Genomic DNA, 707 nt, shown 5'->3' with positions numbered 1-707 from the left:
GCGGTCTTGCAGCACAAGGCCGATGTCGGTCTCGGCTTCGATGGCGACGGCGACCGCTGCGGCGTGGTCGACAACACCGGCGAGGAGATCTTCGCCGACAAGGTCGGCGTGATGCTGGCGCGCGACATGTCGGCGATCCACAAGGATGCGCAATTCGTGGTCGACGTGAAGTCGACCGGCCTGTTCATGACCGATCCGATCCTGCAAAAGCAGGGCGCGAAAACCGCATACTGGAAGACCGGCCACTCCTACATGAAGCGCCGCACCAACGAACTCGGCGCGCTCGCCGGCTTCGAGAAGTCCGGCCACTTCTTCTTCAACAAGCCATTCGGCCGCGGCTATGACGACGGCCTGGTTTCGGCGATCGCGATCTGCGAGATGCTCGACCGCGCGCCCGGCAAGTCGATGGCCGACCTGAAGAACGCGCTGCCCAAGACCTGGTCGTCGCCGACCATGTCGCCGCATTGCGCCGACGAGGCCAAATACGGCGTGGTCGACGCCGTGGTGAAGCACTTTGAGGACTTGCAAAAGCAGGGCGCCAAGATCGGCGGCCAGGCGATCCACGATCTCGTCACCGTCAACGGCGTGCGCGTCACGGTCGAGGACGGGAGCTGGGGCCTGGTGCGCGCCTCCTCCAACAAGCCGGAGCTCGTGGTGGTGGTCGAAAGCCCGGTCAGCGAGCAGCGCATGCGCGACATGTTCGAGAC

General features: G+C 64.8%; 1 pseudogene. It reads left to right on the top strand.

Going from position 1 to position 707, the window contains the following annotated elements:
• Positions 1-707: pseudogene (locus OZ411_RS42970) on the top strand (phosphomannomutase/phosphoglucomutase); the annotation flags it as partial.

Origin of the sequence: Bradyrhizobium sp. Arg237L, assembly GCF_029990105.1 — a bacterium.
Classification (GTDB): domain Bacteria; phylum Pseudomonadota; class Alphaproteobacteria; order Rhizobiales; family Xanthobacteraceae; genus Bradyrhizobium.
Note: the sequence above shows the minus strand (reverse complement) of the source record. Positions and strands in the feature narration are given on the sequence as shown.